Here is a 19,805-nt window from a genome sequence, read left to right as displayed (position 1 = left end):
TTAGATGACTTATCCCCGCGCACGCGCCTGCCGGTAAGTGCCGAGCGGGCGGACATACTTGCAGTGGAATGCCAGTTCCTGGAGCGCCATGTCGATGCGCGGCTCTCCGGGGGCGCCCTCGATATCGGCATAGAACGTCGTCGCCGCGAAGCTGGCGCCGATCTGGTAGCTTTCCAGCTTGGTCATGTTGACGCCGTTGGTCGCGAATCCGCCGAGCGCCTTGTAGAGCGCGGCGGCGATGTTCTTCACTTCGAAGATGAAAGTGGTCATCGCCTTCTCTCCCTTCAGCGCGAAGGGATCGAGCGGTTCGCGGGCAAGCACGACGAAGCGCGTGGTGTTGTCCGCCGCGTCCTCGACGTTTTCCTCGACGATCTTGAGGTCGTAAAGTTCGGCGGCGAGCTTGGGCGCGATGGCGCAGGCGGCCATGTCGCCCTGTTCGCGCACGAAGGCGGCGGCACCTGCGGTATCGGCATAGGCCATCGGCACGATGCCCCGTTCACGCAAGTAACGGCGCGACTGGCCAAGGCCCTGCGGGTGGCTGTAGGCGGCCGAGAACGGTCCGTCGCCCAGCGCCATCAGCGCATGTTCGATTCTCATGAAATGCTCGCCGACGATCGACAGGCCGCTTTCGGGGAGCAGGAAGTGAATGTCCGCCACGCGGCCGTGCTGCGAGTTCTCGATCGGGATGATCGCCCGGTCCGCGCGCCCGTCCTTCACCGCATCGAGCGCGTCCTCGAATGAAAAACACGGCAGCGGCAGGCACTGGGGATCGTGTTCGAGCGCCGCCCGATGGGAGTTGCAGCCGGGCGCTCCCTGAAGCGCTACCGCGCGGGCGGGATCGGCCACGGCAGCCTCGGTCATGCGGGCGACAAGGTCGAGAGCGGGTTCGGGATAGGAATGCATAGCGCCCGCGCGATTAAGCCGCAAAGGCGATGTCCGCAATGGCTCTTGCACTAACCTGCTGGCAACTCTAGAGCCTGAGGCCAAAGAGGATGAGAAAAAACTCCACCCGTGGGGCAAGGGCAAACAACAAATGGATGATCGTTTCAACACCATTGCCGGCTGGGCTTTGTTCGCCGGTATCGTCGGTCTCGGTCTGACCAGCGTCAGCGCTCATTACTTCCGTGCGGACAAGCCGCATCGTCCCGAAACGATGGGTTATGCCATCGAAGGTGTGGAACAGGAAAGCGAAGCCGGCGGCGAAGCCCCTATCGCAACGCTCCTTGCCAGCGCCGATCCCGCCAAGGGACAGGCCACTTTTGCCAAGTGCGCCTCCTGCCACACGATCAACCAGGGCGGTGCCAACGGCATTGGTCCCAACCTTTATGGCGTGGTTGGCGAAGGCATCGGCCAGGGCGTGGCCGGGTTCGCCTTCTCCGATGCGCTTAAGGGCGTGGGCGGCAAGTGGGACTTCGACAAGCTGAACGAATGGCTGAAGAGCCCGAAGGCTTTCGCGCCCGGCACCAAGATGACGTTTGCAGGCCTGCCCAAGGGTGAAGACCGCGCCAACGTGATCGCCTATCTCAACGCGCAGGGTTCGAACCTGCCGCTGCCCGCAGCGCCCGCTGCCGGTGCGGCCCCGGCGGCCGATGCCGCCGCCGCTCCCGCGGAAGGTGCTGCGGCTCCGGCTGCCGAGGCAAGCGAAGCCCCCGCGCAGTAAGTCATTCCGGCTCAGGCCGGCAGAAAGCGGTCCGCGGGCGTCACCGAGTCGCCTTGCGGACCGTTTTCGTTATCTCGCGAGGCCCGCTTCGAAGCGATCGAGTTCCGCGCGGCCCCAGGCCCAGTCGCCAAGCGCGCTGGCGGCATTGATATGGCCGAGATCGCCTGCCTCCATCAGCGGACAGCTCCATTGGCCCGCCCTCAGCCGGGCATGTTCGAGCGTGCCGTAAGGATCGTTGGAACTGGCGATCAGCAGGCCGGGAAAACGCAGGGGCGCTTCCGGCGGATCGGCGAAACCGGCAGCCTCGGCGGGGAACGACGGGCCTTGCGGGTCCGGCAGCGCCACAAGGAAGGCGCCGCGCACGGTCAGGCTGGACCGGCGGCTCCAGTGCGCCACCAGCAGGCACGAGAGGCTGTGCGCAACCAGTACCGGAGGCTCCGCCGCGCGGGACACCGCGTGGTCGAGCGCTTCGATCCACTGGTCGAGGCGGGGCGCATCCCAGCTTTCCGGCGCAAAGCGGTGCATCCGGGAGTCTGCGCGCTCCCAGTGTGACTGCCAGTGCTCCGCGCCCGAACCGCCGATGCCGGGCAGGACCACGTAGCGCGTCATTCAGGCGTGTCCGCAGGCCCCTTGAAGCCCTTGGCGATCACGTACCACTCGGACGAACCCTTGCGGCTGGCGGGCGGCTTGGCATGCTTCACGCTGGTGAAGCGCTTTTTCAGGATGCCGAGCAGTTCGGTATCGGTGCCGCCCGCGAAGACCTTGGCAACGAACGTGCCGCCGGGCGCCAGATACTGGATCGCGAAGTCGGCGGCCGTCTCGACCAGGCCCATGGTGCGCAAGTGATCGGTCTGCTTGTGGCCCACGGTATTGGCGGCCATGTCCGAAAGCACGAGGTCGGGCGCGCCTTCCAGCGCGCCTTCCAGCGCGGCGGGGGCTTCGTCGGCCATGAAGTCCATCTCGAAGATGGTCACGCCCTCGATTGGGTCGGTAGGCAGCAGGTCGATGCCCACGACTTTGGCCTTGGGGCATTTCAGGCGCAGCACCTGGCTCCATCCGCCCGGCGCGATGCCCAGGTCGACCGCGCGGGTCACGCCCTTGAACAGGTCGAACTTCTCGTCGAGCTCCAGCAGCTTGTACGCGGCACGGCTGCGATAGCCGTCGGCCTTGGCCTGCTTGACGTAAGGATCGTTGATCTGGCGCGTGAGCCAGCGCGCAGAGCTGGTCGTGCGCTTCTTGGCGGTGCGAAGCCGCTCGTTGGGGTCGCGTCCGGAACGGCTCATGGCCGGTTCTCCAATTGGTGTGAGTGCCCGGCGGGAGCCAGGGTCTTGCTGGCCGAATGCGAAGCGATGAGGCTGCGCAGGATGCCTTCGCGGATACCGCGATCGGCCACCCCGAGGCGGGCGGCGGGCCAGAGGTCGAGAATCGATTCGAGGATCGCGCAACCGGCAACCACGAGATCGGCGCGCTCACGGCCGATGCAGTTCACCTCGCGCCGTTCCTCGATCGACATCGAGGAAAGCCGCGAGCTGATCTCGCGCATCGATTCGGCGGGAACGATCAGCCCGTCGACCATGCGGCGGTCATACTGCGGCAGTTCGAGGTGCAGGCTGGCGAGCGTGGTTACCGTGCCGCTGGTGCCGAGCAGGCGCAGCGGGCCGGTCTGCGCCGCGCCTTCGCGCGCCGGGGAGACGCGCTTGGCGAAGTCGGCGAAACTGTCGGACACGAGGCCATGCATGATCCGGTAGCGTTCCAGGCGCTCTTCCAGCGTGGTGCCTTCAGGGCCGCAGCTCTCGGTGAGCGAGACCACGCCCCAGGGCACCGATTGCCAATCGAGGATGCGGGGCACGGTCCCGGTGCTTTCGATCAGGACGAGTTCGGTGGAACCGCCGCCGATATCGAAAATCATCGCCGGGCCGAAACCTTCCTCCAGCAGGACGTGGCAGCCGAGCACGGCCAGCCGCGCTTCCTCGCGGGCGCTGATGATGTCGAGCGCGATGCCGGTTTCCTGCCGCACGCGTTCGATGAATTCCGGCCCGTTCTCCGCACGGCGGCAGGCTTCGGTGGCCACCGAACGGGCGAGATAGACGTTGCGCCGCATCAACTTGTCGGCGCAGACGCGCAATGCCGCCAGCGTGCGGTCCATCGCCGCTTCGGACAGTCGCCCGGACTGGGCCAGGCCTTCACCCAGCCGCACGACGCGGCTGAACGCGTCGATCACCGTGAAATTCTCGCCCGAAGGACGCGCGATCAGCAGCCGGCAGTTGTTGGTGCCGAGGTCGATCGCCGCATAGGATTGCCGGTACGGCGTCCGCAGCGATTGCCCCGGCGCGACCGGGGAGAAACGGGCGATGGCGGGTTTCGGATCGGCGGCGGCGGCCGGTTCGATCTGGAGTTCCGGTGCGGGGCTGGACGCGGTTCCGGCCGCCTTGGCGCGGGCAACGGGCGCGCGCCCGCTCTTGCCCCGGCGAGACGAGGATTTTCGCGAACCTTTCTGACGCGGACTTCCCGGCCGCGATTGCGACTGGCGGGGTGACGACTGCGCGTCGGAATTCGTTTCTTCGCGCGGCGCTCCGCCTGCCTCGGCGGCGCTGCCCGGAGGGCGCGCCTTGGCCGTGCCGGGTCCGGAGGAGCGTGACTTGCCCTTCCTCGCCTTGCGCCGCCTTCCCGGGCGGCCCGACACATCGACTCTTGCTGCCGGCGGATCTTGCTCCGCCATGATATGTAATCTCGTTCGAATAAATCTTACCGCCAGCGGCGGATACCTGACGCGATGCTAACGCCCCCCGGGCAAAGGGGCAACCCTGACTGCAAAAAGGTGGCTTGACGCGAATCACGACCCCGACTAGAGGGGCGCCTCCCGATGCCCCGTCGTCTAATGGTAAGACTACGGATTCTGATTCCGTCTATCGAGGTTCGAATCCTCGCGGGGCATCCAATTTTCCCTAAATCGCTGATTTTGCTGCCCGCCGGGTGATCCGGTGGCCGGTGCGCGATTGCGCGCGATGCCTGTGCGGTATCGTGCCGATGGCCCGGCGCAGCGTCTATTTCATCCATTCCCTGCGCCACACGCCGCGGCTGGCGCGGCGGGCTTCGGTTCCGCAGTGCTCGCACGTGCCGGTATAGTGCTGGCCGTCCCAGTGAACCTTGTCACGGGCGGGGCGATGGCGATTGAGTTTGCACAGGATGGCTTGCGGCAGCAGCGGGGGCATCGTGAATACTCACATAGGGGGAATGCTGAAAAAGTGGCGTTTGCATAATTGCAACGCAGCGCAGCGCACCCCTGCCTGTTCGTGCGAAGTTCTTGAAATACAGCCCTTTGGACTTCGCTGCAATGCGGAAATTGTGGCAAGAATCTGGCGGGTTTATTACAGGCGCGGTTGTGCGAATTTATCCGAAAGGGTGCGGAAGATTAAATGCACGACTTGATCGGTTTTGCTATCGACCGACGATCAACATGATGAAATTTCGCGACAATCTGAGCCCGTTGTGCATTTCGAGCGACGGAGCGTCCGTGCGGCCGGGTTTTTTCGCGCTCAAACGAAAAATGGGCGGCCCGTAACAAGGCAGGGCCGCCCGAAGTCGGGGAGAAGCGGTTCGCACCGCCCGCAAGGTGTGGGGTGGCGGTGCGCGACCGGCAGGGGTTCCATCGCCTCTGCGGCGCCGAATCGCATTGATCGCCGTCAAATGCGGAGCCTGCCCTTAAATTTAATTCGCGGCGGCCGTTCAGCGTCCGCATGGATTCCCGCCGCTTCAAGCCGACGCCGATCTTCCGCGAACGCCGGATCGGGCAATGCGCACACATCACGCTGGCCGATTCGGCGGGGCGCGCGATCGATATCATCGTGCGCGACGTATCCTCGCACGGGTTCAGTGCCGCTGCTGCAGGCGCGCCGCCGCCACGCAACGAGGTGGTGTGCGCGGTGATGGAGGACGGGCGGGAACTGTGGGGGCTGGTGCGCTGGACGGACGGAAACCTGTTCGGCGTCGAGTTTGATACGCGCGCCCGCGAATCCGTCACACCGCCGAACTGAAACGCCGCAGCGAATCCTTGCGATATGGGTCGAACCGCGCGGCGATCGAGCGGGCGTAGGGCAGGCCGCCGGGGAGGATCACCAGGTCATTGCCATCGGGCTCGCACAGGCTGGCGTCGAAATAGGGCAGCAGCAGCGGCCATGCCTCGCACTGAAGGTCTGCATCGATGCGCGACCGCCCCCGGCACAGCAGCGATTCGATGACGGCACTGCGCCTGCGATCCTCGGCGGTGCGGCGGATGCCGCGGTTGGCTGTTAGCCGCTCCTCGGAAAGCATCATGCGATAGCGACCGGTGTTCTTCTCGTTCTGGGCAAGGAGTCCCGGAAAACCGCTGATCGCCGAAGCGCCGAGGCCGAGCAGGACCGGCGCGCGGTCCTCGGTGAAGCCCTGGAAGTTGCGGCGCAGCTGCCCGGCAAGCGCGGCCTGCGCGATGGCGTCTCCCGGCAGGGCGAAGTGATCGAAACCGATGGGAACGTAGCCAGCCTCGACCAGTCTCGCATGGCCTCGTGCGGCCATCGTGAACCGAGCCTCGGCGTCAGGCAGGGCGCTTGCGTCGATCCGCCGCTGGCGAGGGATCAGGTGCGGGACGTGCGCGTAGCCGAACAGCGCGATTCGTTCCGCGCCGAGCGCCACCGTGCGCTCCAGCGAATCGTCGAGCTGCGCCATCGTCTGGCCGGGCAATCCGTACATCAGGTCGAAATTGAGCGAAAGGATACCGGCCCGGCGCAGCAGGGCGACCGTCTCCTCGATCATCCACGAGGGCTGGATGCGGCCGATCGCCTGCTGGAGGGGCGGCGCGAAAGTCTGCACGCCCAGGCTGGCGCGGCTGATGCCGACCGCGCCGATCACCGAGGCCCAGTCCGCCGTCATCGTGCGCGGGTCGAGTTCGATCGACATGACCGGGCGCGAGGCGGAGAACTGCAGGGTCAGGGCATCGACCAGCCGGACGAAGTCCACCGGCGAGATGCCGTTGGGGCTGCCGCCGCCGAAAGAGATGCGCGTGATGCGCGCGCTTGCCGGCAGCCGCTCCGCCATGAGGCCGATCTCGCGGTGAAGCGCATCGAGATAGCCCGAGACCCGATCGGTGCGGTTGGCGGCGCTGGTATTGCACCCGCAGTACCAGCAGATCTTCTCGCAGAAGGGGATGTGGACGTAGAGGGAAACGTCGCCGTCCACGCCTTCGAGTGCCTGCACCAGTTCGGGCGTGCCGACGCTCTCGTCGAATTCGGCGGCCGTCGGGAAGCTGGTGTAGCGGGGAACGGGGATCGCGAGCAGATCGGGGTGATAGGTCCACATGCACGCAGGATCGCGCAGCGCGCAGCGGCCGTCATTGCGATCGATCAACCGGAGGAAAATCGCGGAATTTCGCCGAATTTGCGCGCGATCAATTCCCTTGGCGATGGATGCGGCCACACGGTCGCTGCTGCCGCTCAAGAGGGGGGACCCGCACGGTGCGGCCCCGGCGGCGCAGGAAAGACCGATCATGCGTAGACTGACCATGCTGGCGGCGACTGCTTTCGCCGCCGCCACCGCGATCGCCACCCCGGCCATGGCCGGAAGCCCGGACGGCAAGTGGCAGGTCAAGGTGCTCGGCACCGCAGTGCTTCCCGATGGCAAGATCGACAAGATCAAGTCGATCGACACCGATACCACGCTGGGCGGCACGCTTGCCGCGCTGGATACGGTGGGCACCAGGGCGAACGACAATGTGGTGCCGACACTCGCTGTTGAATATTTCTTCAACCGCAACTTCTCGGTCGAGACGATCTGCTGCTTCACCCAGCATCACGTGAGCGGCACGGGCGACGTTGCCGGAGCGGGGCTGGTGGATCATGTGCTGATCCTGCCGGCCACGGTAACCGCCAAGGCGCATCTCGACACCGGCACCCCGTTCAAGCCCTATGTCGGCGCGGGTCCGGCATGGTTCTTCGTGTTCGACGAGAAGCCGGGAGAAACGGCCCGTGCGCTGGGGGTCGACAAGGTGAAGATGTCGAACAAGCTCGGTTTCGCGCTTCAGGGAGGCGTGGATATCGCGATCAACGACAAGGGGCTCGGCCTTTCGCTTGACGCCAAGAAATACTGGGTGAAGCCAACCGCGTCGTTCTACGAGGACGGGGACCTGGCGCTGAGGACCCGCCACGATCTCGACCCGTGGGTGCTGAGCGCAGGCGTATCCTATCGCTTTTGAGCAGGGCGCGCGGATGCGGAAGAAGGGGAGCTTCGGCTCCCCTTTTTTCGTGGGCACTTGACCTGTGCGAATGACTCCATAACATAGTATATAACGCGATATGGAGTTTATTGTGATCGACGCTATCGCCGACAAGGGCGGGATTCTTCTGGGCAGCCGGCTGAAGCGGCTGGCGGAGCGGCTTCAGGGCGATGCCGCGCAGATCATCCAGGCCACCGGCCTATCGGTGCAGCCTGCGCAGATTCCCCTGCTTACCGCGCTTGACGGCCGTGAACTGACCGTGGGGCAACTGGCCGAGGCCGTGGGATCGAGCCAGCCGGGCGTCACGCGCGCGATCGGCCAGCTCGCGGCGCTCGGGCTGGTGCAGGCGGTGCAGGGCAGCGATCTCAGGCAGCGCCATCTCTCGCTGACGCCGGAAGGCCGGGCGGTGATGGCGCGCGTGAAGATGCATGTCTGGCCGGGGGTTGGCCTTGCGGTGGATGAGATGAGCGGGGGTGAAACCGGACGATTGCTTGAACTGGTGGGCCGGATCGAGACCGCGCTCGACCAGTCCTCGATGGTGGAACGTTATGAACGGCTGAAGCCGGAGGTTCTGCGTATCCGTGAATTCAGCGATGATCTGGCGCGGGATTTCCACGATATCAACGCCGAGTGGATCGAGGCGATGTTCACGCTGGAACCGACGGATCGAGAGGTGCTGGAAAATCCGCGCGCCCGCATCGTCGAACAGGGCGGGACGATCCTCTTCGTGGAGGCACAGGGAATCGGGATCGTCGGAACCTGCGCCTTGCAGAAGACCGGGGATCGCGCCTTCGAACTGACCAAGATGGGCGTTCGCGCCTCTGCGCGGGGCCTGAAGGCGGGTGAGTTCCTGCTCTCGGCGATGATCGCGCGCGCGCGGGAGATGGGCGCCGAGCCGCTTTACCTGCTGACCAACAAGCGCTGCGAGGCTGCGATCCATCTCTACGAAAAGCTCGGCTTCCTGCACGATGCCGGGATCATGGCGCGATACGGCGCCCGATACGAGCGGTGCGACGTGGCCATGATACACATGGGTTGAGCCGTTCCGTCATCTGGCGTTCAGCTTGGCCAAGGCAGCTTCGGGCTTCGCGAAAGGGTCGAGTCACAGGAGTAATTCCCCCATGCGAACGATGAGAATGCCTTCGAGGAAGTATCTTTTCGGTGCCGCTGCGCTTGCCCTCCTCGGGGCGGGAGTGGCGGAGGCGGCCACGGCCGGGCTCCATACGATGAAGGTGGATGCGCCGGACGGCTCGGTGGTCCACGTCCGCTACACCGGCGATGTCGCCCCGCGGGTAGAGATCGTTCCCGCTGATGTCCGGGCAGCCTCCGCACGGCAGGACGGCGATATTCCTGCCATGGTCGATCCTTTCTCGCAGATGGAGCAGATTTCCGCGATCATGGATGCGCGGATGAACGCCATGATGCAGCAGGCCGCGCTCATGCAGCAACATGGCGCGCAGATGCAGCAGCAGGCGGTCGCCACCGGCAATGCCCAAGGCGTTCCGCGCCTCCTGACAGCGGGGAACACCCCCCAGGGCATGCATGTGACGTATTACTCCTCGTCTACGGACGGCAATGGCTGCACGCGCTCGGTTTCCTATAGCTCGGACGGTTCGGGCGCGGATCCGCAGATGACGCAGGCGGCCTCCGACGGATGCGACGCCGCCCGCCCCGGCGACCGCGCGATCCCTGCCAAGGCCGAGAAGCCGGTGGAACAGCAGCAGGATCTGCCGGGTAGAAAGGTCTGACACGAAACGGTTTCCCGGTCTTCGCGCACCCCCCCTTTTTTGCGAAGGCCGGATGAAGGAACGGCGCCGCGCCCCCCTGCGGCGCCGTTCCATTTATCCCGGTAGCCCGATCAGCGCGCGGCCCCTGAAGCCTTCCCGCGCCGAGCCCGTCACTTCCAGTGTCATCGCCTTGAGCCGCTCGGCGCCATTGTCGCCGAACACCATGTCGCGCGCGATGTCTCGCGATTGCGCCCAGGGGCGGACCGAACGCGTATAGGCAGGCTGCCGGTAAACGGCATCGCACGCGTCGGCGGGCAGCGCGAGCTGGGAGGTCAGCCGCGCGAACTTGCCGGCGGTGGCGACGTCCAGGCTTGCGAAGGCTTCGAAATGGATGTGCGGGAAGCGGCCCATGTAACAGCCGGGAACGATCGTGCTGAACCGCACCAGTCCATCGGCGTCCGCGACCTGGAGGCCGCGCAGCCAGGACCGTTCCGGCTGGTCGTAGAGCGAGTACTCCCCGGCGGGATCGCAGTGCCAGAGGTATACGGCATAGCCCGCCAGCGGCGCGCAGCCCGTGTTGACGTCCACCAGCCGCAGCGTGAGTTCGAGCGGGACGCCTGCCACGTCGTGACCGCCACCGATATCGCCGCGAATATCCTGCCGTCGCAGGCCTGACTGGCCGAGCACGTTGGAGATCGCCCCGCGCGCGCCGTTCGAACCGTCGGCGGGATAGGGGCCCTGCGTTTCGCGGGCGAAGGACACGCAGCGATTGCCGTCCGGCGCGGTGGCGGTGACGACGGGGCCGTTGTCCATGTGTGGAGGTGGTCCGCCGGGATGGCCGCCCGGACCGATGCTGCCCGGACCCATGCTGCCCAAGTCCCCCGGAGGCGGTCCGAACCGTCCGTCCGGCGGAGGAGGGCCGCCGGGGCCGTCCCAGCCTGCCGGGGATGCGCATCCGGCAAGCGCGGCTACCCCGCCTCCGATACCGACCATCGCGCCAAGCGAAAGCATTCGGCGGCGGTCGATGTTCATGCGCTCGATCCGCGTCAGGTCGGCGTGGAGGCCTTCCCGTTCCTGTCTGTCCATGCGTTCTTCTTCTGCTGGAAACCCATGTCGCACCATGGGCATTCCTAGCAGCGGGGCGTGCAGGAGCGCCGTCGCAAATTGTCGCGGATCGTAACCGGGTGGATGCCGGACGCCGGCGTCACTTCAGGGTTTCGAGGTAGTCTATGACTTCCTTGCGCTTTTCCGGGTTCGGCACGCCGATCACCATCTTCGTGCCCGGCACCATCTTCATCGGCCCCTGCAGCCAGGTGTCGAGCGACTGGCGATCCCAGGTCACGCCGGAGTTCTTCAGGGCGGGGCTGAAGTTGTAGCCCGGAACGTCGCCCGCCCTGGTCCCGACGATGCCGAACAGCGAGGGGCCGACCCCGTTCTTGCCCGGCTCCACCGAATGGCACGAACGGCAGGTCGCGAAGGCCGCAGGAGGCTGGGATGTGGGCGCCGAGGCGGAAGCCGGGGCCGATGTAGAAGCCGGGACGGCAGCAGCCGGCGAAGTTTCTTCGGCAGGTTCCGCGGCCTTGCCCTGTTCGCCGCCCGAACCGCCGCAACCGCCCAGCATGGCAAGCGGCACCGCAAGGGGCAGCGCAAGGGCAAGGGGGAGGGCCCTGAACTTCATGCATTCTCTCCTGTGGGACGGTTTCTTTTCAAGGTCATGGGTCTCGAATATTCTATTTTATAGCAATTCATCGAGACTTGAAGCGAATAGTGCTTTCGTCCCACAATTCCAGCGCCTATCGCCGGGCCGACAATGGCGACGCATCATCTTCCTTCGACTTTCCGGGCCGAACTGGCCGCAACCCTGCGCCTTGCGGGGCCGCTGGCGCTCGCCAACCTGCTGCAGATGGCGGTCTTCGCCACCGACGTTATCTTCGTGGCCCGTCTCGGCCAGCAATCGCTGGCGGCGTCCAGCCTTGCCATCGCCATCGTTGCGCTGATGATGATGGGGATCAACGGCGTGACCAGCGCCGTGGCGCCGCTGATTGCCGCCGAAATCGGCCGCCGCCGCCATGCCGTGCGCGAAGTGCGGCGCTCGGCACGCATGGCGCTGTGGGTGGCGGCGATGTTCAGCCTTGGCGCCATCGCCCTTTCGCACCTCGGCGAACTGCTGATGACGGCGACCGGGCAGGACCCCGAAGTCTCCGTCCTGTCGGCGGCGTTCCTCAAGGTCGTGTCGCTCGCGGTATTGCCGATGACGATCGCCAACGTCCTGCGCACTTTCGTTTCGGCGCTCGGGCGTCCGATCTTCGCGACGATGATAACGGCCCTTGCGATCGCCGTGAACGCAGCAGGGAACTACGTGCTGGTGTTCGGCCATTTCGGCTTTCCCGCGCTGGGCCTGACGGGCTCGGCGATCGCCAGCATCACCACCGCCTGCGCGACGGTGCTGGCGTATGTCGTCGCCATCCGCGCCGATCGGCGGTTGCGCCGTTATCACGTGCTGGGACGGCTGTGGCGGCCCGAATGGCAGCGACTGCGCCAGATCCTAGCGCTCGGCCTGCCGATCGCGGCCACCCTCATCGCCGAGGGCGGCCTGTTCAGCGGCGCGGCCTTCCTGATGGGCCGCATCGGCGAGGCGCAACTGGCCGCGCATACCGTGGCGCTTCAGATCGCCGCCTTCGCGTTCCAGGTGCCGTTCGGCGTGGGGCAGGCGGCGACGATCCGGGTCGGCTATCATTACGGCGCGGGCAATCGCGGCGGCGTGGGCCGGGCGGGCTGGGCGGCGATCACCGTCGCGATGATCTTCATGGTCATCTCCGCCTCGACGATGCTGCTGGCGCCGCGATTCATCCTCTCGGCCTATGTCGACGTGACGGCGCCGCAGAACGCCGTGCTCGTGCACTTTGCGCTCGATTTCCTGTTCGTGGCGGCGATATTTCAGCTTACCGACGGCCTGCAGGCCGTGGCGGCAGGCGCGCTGCGCGGCATCCAGGATACCCGCGTGCCGATGGCGATCGCCCTGTTCGGATACTGGGCGGCAGGCTTCGCCACTTCGGCGGTGCTGGGCCTCTACACCGGGCTGGAAGGCGTGGGTGTGTGGATCGGCCTCGCAGTGGGGCTGACGGTGGCCGCGGTCCTGCTGCTGGCGCGCTGGCACTGGCGCGACGAGTTCCATCTCGACCGGGTGTAACCGTCTCGTCTCATCCCGCGCCCATACCGGGTGAGAATTTTTTGGAGGCGACCTGCTTGACGGCGCCTGCGGCGGGAACCATATCCACGCCCGTTGGCACTCTCCAACCTTGAGTGCCAATCCAGTTTCTTGCCCTTTTAGTTCGTAGGGAGAATCCCATGACTTTCCGCCCGCTGCACGACCGTGTTCTCGTGCGCCGCGTCGAGGCCGAAGAAAAGACGGCCGGTGGCATCATCATCCCCGACAGCGCCAAGGAAAAGCCGGCTGAAGGCGAAATCGTCGCCGTCGGCACCGGCGCCCGCGCCGAAAACGGCACCATCACTCCGCTCGACGTTGCCGTCGGCGACCGCGTGCTGTTCGGCAAGTGGTCCGGCACCGAAGTCAAGGTCGGCGGTGAAGACCTGCTGATCATGAAGGAATCGGACATCCTCGGCGTTATCGGCTGAGCATTCTGATTTTCTGCATTTTTACAGATTTTCTATAAGGAATTCAAAATGGCAGCCAAGGACGTAAAGTTCGGCCGCGACGCGCGTGAACGCATTCTCGCCGGCGTCGACACCCTCGCCAACGCCGTCAAGGTGACCCTGGGCCCCAAGGGCCGCAACGTCGTGATCGAGAAGAGCTTCGGCGCTCCCCGCATCACCAAGGACGGTGTTTCGGTCGCCAAGGAAATCGAACTCAAGGACAAGTTCGAGAACATGGGCGCGCAGATGCTGCGCGAAGTGGCCTCGAAGGCTAACGACAAGGCCGGTGACGGCACCACCACCGCGACCGTTCTCGCCCAGGCGATCGTTCGCGAAGGCATGAAGTCGGTTGCCGCCGGCATCAACCCGATGGACCTGAAGCGCGGCATCGACCTCGCCGTCCTCAAGGTCGTCGAGAACCTCAAGAGCCGTTCGACCGCGGTTGCCGGTTCTTCGGAAATCGCCCAGGTCGGCATCATCTCGGCCAACGGCGACGTCGAAGTCGGCGAAAAGATTGCCGAAGCGATGGAAAAGGTCGGCAAGGAAGGCGTCATCACCGTTGAAGAGGCCAAGGGTCTCGAATTCGAACTCGATGTCGTCGAAGGCATGCAGTTCGACCGCGGCTACCTGTCGCCCTACTTCGTCACCAACCCCGAGAAGATGACGGTCGAGCTCGAAAACCCGTACATCCTCATCCACGAAAAGAAGCTGTCGTCGCTCCAGGCGCTGCTTCCGATCCTGGAAGCCGTGGTGCAGTCGGGCCGTCCGCTCCTCATCATCGCCGAAGACATCGAAGGCGAGGCCCTGGCCACGCTCGTCGTCAACAAGCTGCGTGGCGGCCTGAAGATCGCTGCCGTCAAGGCACCGGGCTTCGGCGATCGCCGCAAGGCCATGCTGGGCGACATCTCGACCCTGACCGCCGGTGAAATGATCTCCGAAGACCTCGGCATCAAGCTTGAGAGCGTCACGCTCGGCATGCTTGGCCAGGCCAAGAAGGTCACCATCGACAAGGACAACACCGTCATCGTCGACGGCGCCGGTTCGCATGACGAAATCAAGGCCCGCGTCGAGCAGATCCGCGCCCAGATCGAAGTCACCACCAGCGACTACGACCGCGAGAAGCTCCAGGAGCGTCTGGCCAAGCTTGCTGGCGGCGTGGCCGTCATCAAGGTCGGCGGCGCCACCGAAGTCGAAGTGAAGGAACGCAAGGACCGCGTCGACGACGCTCTCCACGCGACCCGCGCTGCGGTTGAAGAAGGCATCGTCCCCGGCGGCGGCACCGCGCTGCTTTACGCAACGCGCGCTCTCGACGGCCTGACCGGCGCCAACGAAGACCAGACCCGCGGCGTGGACATCGTCCGCAAGGCGATTTCGGCTCCGGTCAAGCAGATCGCTGAAAACGCCGGCAGCGACGGCGCCGTCGTCGCAGGCAAGCTGCTCGACCAGTCGGACGAAGGCATCGGCTTCAACGCCGCCACCGACGTCTACGAAAACCTGAAGGCCGCCGGCGTCATCGACCCGACCAAGGTCGTTCGCACCGCGCTGCAGGATGCGGCTTCGGTCGCCGGCCTGCTGATCACCACCGAAGCGGCGATCAGCGACAAGCCGGAAGACAAGGCCTCCATGCCGGCAATGCCCGACATGGGCGGCATGGGCGGCATGGGCGGCTTCTAAAGCGCTCACGTCACCGACGCGAATTGGGGCCGGAAGGAGCGATCCTTCCGGCCCTTTTTCGTTTTGCGATTCAAAACGGATGGATTCGTTCATCTGAGCGACAGGATTTTACGATTCCAAGCAATTGCCCGCATGGGTCATGCATTTCGTCGCGCGAGGCTGGCGTTTTATCTCGTTCGGCGTAACTCTCGGGAACATGTACAAGAACAGGGTGGGATCTGCATGATCGGGGCAGAGAAACTCCTCTCGCGGGGCGGCAATGCACCGCGACGCTTCCTTCAGGCCGCGGCCGCGATGGCGCTAGCCGCGTTTTCCTTGGCGCCTGCCCATGCGGGCTCCATCAACGATGTGCAGGATTCGTTCGATTCGGTCTTCGGCACCGAACAGCGTGCACCGCGAACCTATTCGAGCGATTTCGGCAAGCAACTGGCCGCCGTGGCGGAAGCCTCGCAGGGGCGTATCGGCGTTGCCGCGATGGACCTTTCCAGCGGCCGCATGGTGGACGTGCTGGGGAACCAGCGTTTCCCGATGGCCAGCACCAGCAAGATCGCCATCGCCGCGACGTTCCTCGAAGGCGTGGACAAGGGCAAGTGGACGCTTTCCAGCGAATTTCCGCTGATGGTGCCGGTGCCTTCCGCGCCGTTTTCCAGCGCGGTGGCGCCGGTCCGGGCCGGAACCTACATGAGCGCGCGCCAGCTTATCGAGCTGATGATCACCCGCTCCAACAACTACGCCACCGATGCCCTGCTCAAGGTGGTGGGCGGGCCTTCGGCGGTAAACGCCTGGGTGCGCCGCACGGGTATCGACGACTGGCACATCGACCGCGACATCGCGACGCTGGTGCGTGACGATGGCGCCATCGATCCGGCCAAGGTGGTGGACAAGCGCGACAGTGCCACCCCGATCGCCGTGGTCCAGCTGCTATCGGGAATCTACCAGGGCAAGTGGATGAGCCAGCAGGGCCGCGATGTGCTGCTGGGCGCGATGAGCCGCTGCGTGACCGGCAAGCGCCGCATTCGTGCCGGATTGCCGGCGGAAGTCTCGGTTTCGCACAAGACGGGTTCGCTCAACAACACGTCCAGCGATATCGGCATCATCGAGACGGCGGACGGCCACGCTTATGCCGTGGCGATCTACGTTACCGGGCAGGGCACGCGCCCGAACCGCGAAGCGCGCATCGCCAGCATCGCCCGCACCATCTACAACGGCTATCTGGCCGAAGCTCCGGGTTATCGCACCGCCGCGCGCTGACCGGGGGGCATGAAAAACCGGGGGGCATGAAAAAAGGCGCCGGAGACACTGTCTCCGGCGCCTTTTTCGTTGTCTGCCCGGCGGCTCAGTGCTGCGGGGTGTCGTGCGGCTGGCCTTCGGCGTCGGTCACGTCGGCAGCGGCCTTTTCGGCGTCTGCGGCGATATCGTCCGTGGTCTTTTCGGCCTGCTTCAGGGCGTCCTTGGCGGCGTCCTTGGTATCGTCGGCGGCATCGGAGGCCTTGGCGCCGAGATCGTTGACGGTGTCACCCACGTCTTCGGCGGCTTCCGAGAAGTCGCTCGCGGCCGAGGTTGCGGTGTCGGAGGCGGCGTCCTGCGTCTTTTCCGAGCAGGCGGCGAGCGACAGGGCCGCGGCGGCGGCAGTGGCGACGATAACGATCTTGCGCATAATTTCGGTATTCCCTCGTTTGCTGAAAAGACAAACCCCGTGAGCCCATCCGCGCAGATGCGGGCGGCTTCGCCCCGTGGGGAGCGAAACTAAGCCGGTCGCAAATGCGTTTCAAGCAGTCGCGGGCAAACGGCGGTGGAGCGAATTTGTTCCCGGCGATTTCACCCGTCTCGTCGCACTGGGCTGCTGACGGCCGGTGCCCACGCTGCTACGGATCGTGCCATGGATTCCAAGCAGCATCTCTATCTCGTCGACGGCTCGGCCTATATCTTCCGCGCCTATCACCGCCTGCCGCCCCTGACGAACCCCGAAGGGACGCCGGTCGGCGCGGTCTACGGCTACACGACGATGCTGTGGAAGCTGGCGGACGACCTCAACAAGGCCGACGGCCCGACCCACCTTGCGGTGATCCTTGATGCCGGAAGTCATTCGTTCCGCAACGACATCTACGAGGACTACAAGGCCAACCGGCCGCCGCCGCCGGAAGACCTGGTTCCGCAGTTCCCGCTGATCCGGGACGCGACACGCGCGTTCTCGCTCCCCTGCATCGAGGAAGCGGGCTTCGAGGCGGACGACCTCATCGCCTCCTACGCCCGCGCCGCCGCCGCGCAGGGCTGGGACGTGACGATCGTGTCCTCGGACAAGGACCTGATGCAGCTCGTCGGCAAATGCGGCATCGGCGGCGGCTGCGTAGACATGCTGGACACGATGAAGAACCAGCGGATCGACATTCCCGAAGTGGTCGAGAAGTTCGGCGTCCCGCCCGAGAAGGTGGGCGACGTGCTGGCGCTGATGGGCGACTCTGTCGATAACGTGCCCGGCGTTTTCGGCGTCGGCCCCAAGACCGCGTCCAAGCTGATCCAGGACTATGGCGATCTCGAATCCGCGCTCGCCGCCGCGCCGTCGATGAAGAAGTCCAAGCTGCAGGAACGCCTGATCGAACAGGCCGAGCAGGCGCGTCTGTCCAAGGTGCTGGTCACGTTGAAGGAAGACTGCACGCTGCCGATGGCGCTGGAGGACTTCAAGCTGGACGCGATCCCGCCGCAGCCGCTCGCCGATTTCCTCGGCAAGCACGGCTTCACCAGCCTGCTCAAGCGCCTTGGCGCGGGCAATGGCAGCCCGGAACGGGCAACGCAGCTTCATCCGGCCAAGCCCGTCACCGCGGGTAGCGGTCCCGGCGAAGGCGCTGCGCGTCAGCCGCTGCCGGAATGGCCGGCGGTGGACTATGCCGCCTACGAATGCGTGCAGACGGTCGAGGCGCTGGAGCGCTGGGTGGCGCGGGCGCTGGCTGCCCACGTGGTGGCGGTCGACACCGAGACCTCGATGCTGGATGCGATGAAGGCGGACCTTGCCGGCATCAGCCTCGCGCTCGGGCCGAACGATGCCTGTTACATTCCGCTGGGCCACGGCGGCACCGACATGTTCGCCGAGAAGCCGCAGCAGGTGCCGCTTCAGACCGCGCTGGCGCTGCTCAAGCCGCTGCTGGAAAGCGATGCGGTTCTCAAGGTCGGCCAGAACATCAAGTACGACCTCAACGTCCTGGCTCGCCACGGCATAGACGTGGCGCCGGTGGACGATACCATGATCGTCAGCTTCTGCCTCGACGCGGGCCGCCAGATCGAGGGTATCGGCGGCGGTCACGGCATGGACGAACTGTCCGAGCGCCACCTTTCGCACAAGACGATGGCGTTCAAGGACGTTTGCGGTACCGGCAAGAAGGCGATCCCCTTCGGCGAAGTCCCGCTCGACCGGGCCACGCCTTATGCGGCCGAGGATGCCGACGTCACCTGGCGGCTGCACAAGCTGCTCAAGCCGCGCTTGTCCGATGAGGGCGGCACGCGCATCTACGAGCGCGTGGACCGTCCGCTGATCCCCGTCGTGGCCCAGATGGAGCGCCATGGCATCAAGGTGGACCGGGAGAAGCTGGCCGGGCTCTCCAGCCAGTTCGCCGAGGCCATCGGCGCGCTGGAAGGCGAGATCCATGGCAAGGTCGGGCAGGAATTCACCATCGGCAGCCCCAAGCAGCTGGGCGACATCCTGTTCGAGAAGCTTGGCTACAAGGGCGGCAAGAAGGGCAAGAGCGGCCAGTATTCCACCGACCAGTCGGTGCTGGAAGGCCTCGCCTCGCAAGGCGCCGAAGTGGCGACCAAGGTGCTGGAATGGCGCCAGCTTTCCAAGCTGCGCTCCACTTATACCGAGGCGCTTCAGGCGGCGATCAACCCGAAGACCGGGCGTGTCCACACCAGCTACAGCCTTGTCGGCGCACAGACCGGGCGCCTGTCTTCCACCGATCCGAACCTCCAGAACATCCCGATCCGCACCGAGATCGGCCGCCAGATCCGCGACTGCTTCGTGGCCGAGCCGGGCCACGTCCTGCTCGCCGCGGACTATTCGCAGATCGAACTGCGCCTTGCCGCGCACATGGCCGACGTGCCGAGCCTGAAGGAAGCCTTCGCGCAGGGCGAGGATATCCACTCGCGCACGGCGATGGAGATGTTCGGCACGGTGGACCGAGATACGCGCGGACGCGCCAAGACGATCAACTTCGCAATTCTCTACGGCATCTCGCGCTGGGGCCTCGCCGGGCGTCTCGGTACCGAGGCCGACGAGGCGCAGGCGATGATCGATCGTTATTTCGAGCGTTTCCCGGGCATCCAGCGCTACATCGTCCACACGCTCGAACAGGTGCGCGAGCGCGGCTATTCGGAGACGCTGTTCGGCCGCAAGACCTGGTTCCCGCGCATCACCTCGAAGAACGGCGCCGAGCGTCAGGGCAGCGAGCGCGCGGCGATCAATGCGCCGATCCAGGGCACCAGCGCCGACATCATCAAGCGCGCCATGGTCCGCATGAACCCGGCGCTCGAAGCGGCGGGTCTCGGCCATGTCCGCATGTTGCTGCAGGTACACGACGAACTCGTGTTCGAACTGCCCGAAGCCGACGTGGCGGCCGCATCCGAGGTGATCCGCGCGGTCATGGCGGGCGCGGCCGAGCCATCGGTGTCGCTGGACGTGCCGCTGGGCGTCGAGATCGGCTCCGGCCTGAGCTGGGGCGCGGCACACTGAAGCCAGTTTCCCGTCGTCCCGGACCCGATCCGGGACGACGGGATTGGTCCGAATCCGGGGCATTTCTTTCTCCGACCTGCCCCGCAAGGCCGATGAACCGAGCGTGCGGATGAAACTGCTGCAGTG

General features: G+C 65.6%; 18 protein-coding genes and 1 tRNA gene. 11 read left to right on the top strand and 8 right to left on the bottom strand.

All coding sequences use genetic code 11. From position 1 onward, the window contains the following. Positions 1-9 precede the first annotated feature (9 nt). On the bottom strand, positions 10-903 hold the full coding sequence (locus tag ACXJ16_RS12015) for a prephenate dehydratase (protein ID WP_054441021.1): 894 nt from the start codon (positions 901-903) through the stop codon (positions 10-12). A 130-nt stretch (positions 904-1,033) separates the two neighbouring features. On the opposite strand from ACXJ16_RS12015, the gene ACXJ16_RS12010 reads away from it, so the two are divergent. Then, entirely contained in the window at positions 1,034-1,660 is a 627-nt protein-coding gene (locus ACXJ16_RS12010; protein ID WP_132469377.1) for a c-type cytochrome, read from the top strand. A gap of 69 nt (positions 1,661-1,729) precedes the next feature. Here the strand turns inward: ACXJ16_RS12010 and ACXJ16_RS12005 are convergent, their stop codons facing one another. The 3 genes from ACXJ16_RS12005 to ACXJ16_RS11995 are packed head-to-tail and all read right to left on the bottom strand — an operon-like array spanning position 1,730 to position 4,379. Next, positions 1,730-2,269, bottom strand: coding sequence for an RBBP9/YdeN family alpha/beta hydrolase (locus ACXJ16_RS12005; protein ID WP_054441018.1), 540 nt, complete (start codon positions 2,267-2,269; stop codon positions 1,730-1,732). Then, on the bottom strand, positions 2,266-2,943 hold the full coding sequence (locus ACXJ16_RS12000; protein WP_054441016.1) for an RlmE family RNA methyltransferase: 678 nt from the start codon (positions 2,941-2,943) through the stop codon (positions 2,266-2,268). The genes ACXJ16_RS12005 and ACXJ16_RS12000 overlap by 4 nt, the downstream gene beginning before the upstream one ends. After that, positions 2,940-4,379, bottom strand: coding sequence for a Ppx/GppA phosphatase family protein (locus ACXJ16_RS11995; protein WP_054441014.1), 1,440 nt, complete (start codon positions 4,377-4,379; stop codon positions 2,940-2,942). Before ACXJ16_RS11995 ends, ACXJ16_RS12000 begins: the two co-directional genes overlap by 4 nt. Positions 4,380-4,524: 145 nt before the next feature. On the opposite strand from ACXJ16_RS11995, the gene ACXJ16_RS11990 reads away from it, so the two are divergent. Both ACXJ16_RS11990 and ACXJ16_RS11985 read left to right on the top strand, forming a co-directional pair. Next, positions 4,525-4,598: transfer RNA gene (locus tag ACXJ16_RS11990), tRNA-Gln, on the top strand. Positions 4,599-5,397: 799 nt separating this feature from the next. Then, positions 5,398-5,694 carry a hypothetical protein gene (locus tag ACXJ16_RS11985; protein ID WP_054440931.1) on the top strand — a complete coding sequence of 99 codons (297 nt, stop codon included), beginning with the start codon at positions 5,398-5,400 and terminating at the stop codon, positions 5,692-5,694. On the opposite strand, the gene hemN is transcribed toward ACXJ16_RS11985, so the two are convergent. Beyond that, complete coding sequence (gene hemN / locus ACXJ16_RS11980) at positions 5,678-6,991, bottom strand: oxygen-independent coproporphyrinogen III oxidase (RefSeq protein WP_324698995.1); 1,314 nt, start codon at positions 6,989-6,991, stop codon at positions 5,678-5,680. The genes ACXJ16_RS11985 and hemN overlap by 17 nt on opposite strands. A 187-nt stretch (positions 6,992-7,178) precedes the next feature. Here hemN and ACXJ16_RS11975 point away from each other — a divergent pair, with 187 nt between their 5' ends. The 3 genes from ACXJ16_RS11975 to ACXJ16_RS11965 all read left to right on the top strand — a co-directional run bounded on the left by ACXJ16_RS11975 (position 7,179) and on the right by ACXJ16_RS11965 (position 9,652). Then, positions 7,179-7,883 carry an OmpW/AlkL family protein gene (locus tag ACXJ16_RS11975; protein WP_324697721.1) on the top strand — a complete coding sequence of 235 codons (705 nt, stop codon included), beginning with the start codon at positions 7,179-7,181 and terminating at the stop codon, positions 7,881-7,883. A 112-nt stretch (positions 7,884-7,995) separates the two neighbouring features. Further along, positions 7,996-8,943, top strand: a complete 948-nt coding sequence (locus tag ACXJ16_RS11970; protein WP_463920753.1) for a bifunctional helix-turn-helix transcriptional regulator/GNAT family N-acetyltransferase — start codon at positions 7,996-7,998, stop codon at positions 8,941-8,943. 82 nt (positions 8,944-9,025) lie between these two features. Beyond that, positions 9,026-9,652, top strand: a complete 627-nt coding sequence (locus tag ACXJ16_RS11965) for a hypothetical protein (RefSeq protein WP_463920752.1) — start codon at positions 9,026-9,028, stop codon at positions 9,650-9,652. A gap of 93 nt (positions 9,653-9,745) precedes the next feature. Here ACXJ16_RS11965 and ACXJ16_RS11960 read toward each other — a convergent pair whose 3' ends face one another. Together ACXJ16_RS11960 and ACXJ16_RS11955 are read right to left on the bottom strand one after the other, a co-directional pair. Continuing rightward, entirely contained in the window at positions 9,746-10,717 is a 972-nt protein-coding gene (locus tag ACXJ16_RS11960; protein ID WP_463920751.1) for a dioxygenase family protein, read from the bottom strand. Positions 10,718-10,835: 118 nt separating this feature from the next. Continuing rightward, the gene (locus tag ACXJ16_RS11955) at positions 10,836-11,309 is read right to left on the bottom strand and encodes a c-type cytochrome (protein WP_054440927.1); all 474 of its coding nucleotides are present in this window, start codon (positions 11,307-11,309) and stop codon (positions 10,836-10,838) included. A gap of 132 nt (positions 11,310-11,441) precedes the next feature. On the opposite strand from ACXJ16_RS11955, the gene ACXJ16_RS11950 reads away from it, so the two are divergent. The 4 genes from ACXJ16_RS11950 (at position 11,442) to ACXJ16_RS11935 (ending at position 16,210) form a co-directional block, all read left to right on the top strand. Next, positions 11,442-12,821: an MATE family efflux transporter gene (locus ACXJ16_RS11950; RefSeq protein ID WP_054440925.1), complete on the top strand. Its 1,380-nt coding sequence runs from the start codon at positions 11,442-11,444 to the stop codon at positions 12,819-12,821. Positions 12,822-12,979: 158 nt separating this feature from the next. Continuing rightward, the gene (groES, locus tag ACXJ16_RS11945; protein WP_054440923.1) at positions 12,980-13,267 is read left to right on the top strand and encodes a co-chaperone GroES; all 288 of its coding nucleotides are present in this window, start codon (positions 12,980-12,982) and stop codon (positions 13,265-13,267) included. A 48-nt stretch (positions 13,268-13,315) separates the two neighbouring features. After that, entirely contained in the window at positions 13,316-14,959 is a 1,644-nt protein-coding gene (groL, locus tag ACXJ16_RS11940) for a chaperonin GroEL (protein WP_054440921.1), read from the top strand. A gap of 294 nt (positions 14,960-15,253) precedes the next feature. Further along, positions 15,254-16,210, top strand: coding sequence for a serine hydrolase (locus ACXJ16_RS11935; RefSeq protein ID WP_324698996.1), 957 nt, complete (start codon positions 15,254-15,256; stop codon positions 16,208-16,210). Positions 16,211-16,295: 85 nt separating this feature from the next. Here ACXJ16_RS11935 and ACXJ16_RS11930 read toward each other — a convergent pair whose 3' ends face one another. Continuing rightward, on the bottom strand, positions 16,296-16,616 hold the full coding sequence (locus ACXJ16_RS11930; protein WP_054440919.1) for a hypothetical protein: 321 nt from the start codon (positions 16,614-16,616) through the stop codon (positions 16,296-16,298). 222 nt (positions 16,617-16,838) lie between these two features. On the opposite strand from ACXJ16_RS11930, the gene polA reads away from it, so the two are divergent. Then, positions 16,839-19,679 carry a DNA polymerase I gene (gene polA / locus ACXJ16_RS11925; protein ID WP_463920750.1) on the top strand — a complete coding sequence of 947 codons (2,841 nt, stop codon included), beginning with the start codon at positions 16,839-16,841 and terminating at the stop codon, positions 19,677-19,679. Positions 19,680-19,805: the final 126 nt, after the last annotated feature.

The sequence above is a fragment of the Novosphingobium sp. TK71 genome (genome assembly GCF_055361505.1).
The sequence above is the reverse complement of the archived record's forward strand: the minus strand, read 5'-3'. Positions and strand labels throughout refer to the sequence as shown.